The organism is Hansschlegelia beijingensis (assembly GCF_045505405.1).
GTDB lineage: Bacteria > Pseudomonadota > Alphaproteobacteria > Rhizobiales > Methylopilaceae > Methylopila > Methylopila beijingensis_A.
In genome coordinates, this window is sequence record NZ_JBJKEX010000685.1 from 1 (window position 1) to 659 (window position 659).

General features: G+C 72.4%; 2 protein-coding genes. Both read left to right on the plus strand.

The window, feature by feature from the left end; all coding sequences use genetic code 11:
• On the plus strand, window positions 1–246 hold a 246-nt coding region (locus ACIKT0_RS19615), incomplete at its 5' end, for a peptidoglycan-binding domain-containing protein (RefSeq protein ID WP_407106924.1).
• Window positions 247–259: 13 nt separating this feature from the next.
• Window positions 260–595, plus strand: a complete 336-nt coding sequence (locus ACIKT0_RS19620; protein ID WP_407106925.1) for a DUF1491 family protein — start codon at window positions 260–262, stop codon at window positions 593–595.
• Window positions 596–659: the final 64 nt, after the last annotated feature.

Below are 659 nucleotides of genomic sequence, written 5' to 3' on the forward strand. Positions count from 1 at the left end.
CGCCCGGCGCCGGCCGCGCCGGCCACGACGGGCTCGACCGAGATGCCTGCCGGCAAGCTGATGGCCGTGCAGCGCGCGCTCGCCCGCATCGGCTACGGCCCGGTGACGATCGACGGCAAGATGGGCGCCGAAACCCGCAACGCGATCCGCAGCTTCGAGCGCGACCACAAGATGCCCGAAACCGGGGAGCCGTCTCCCCAGGTGCTGCGGGCCCTGCAGGCGATGACCGGCGCGCAGCTCCAGTGACGCGGCGCGGCTGATGTCGTCCCGCCTGACCTCCGACTTCTGGGTGTCCGCCTATGTGCGGCGCTGTCACCTCGAGGGCGGCTTCGCGCTCGTCCGCCGGCGGGGCGCCAAGGAAGCCGGCGCGATCTTTCTCGTGATCGACCGGCTCGATGGCGGCAACGACCTCTATGCGCCTGCTCCCCAGAGTGAGGCCGAGGATACGGGCGGGCGGTCGTTCGAGCGCGTGCTCGAAGCCGTCGACGGGCTGACCATCGAGGAGCGGCTCGCGCGCGAACTGCGCTTCGATTCCGATATCTGGATCGTCGCGGTCGAGGACCGGCAGGGCCGGGCTTTCCTCGACGAGAACTGAGCGTCAGCCGCGCTGGCGCGCGGCGACGTCGCCCGCCCGCGAGAAGGTGCGGCGGGCGCGGGGC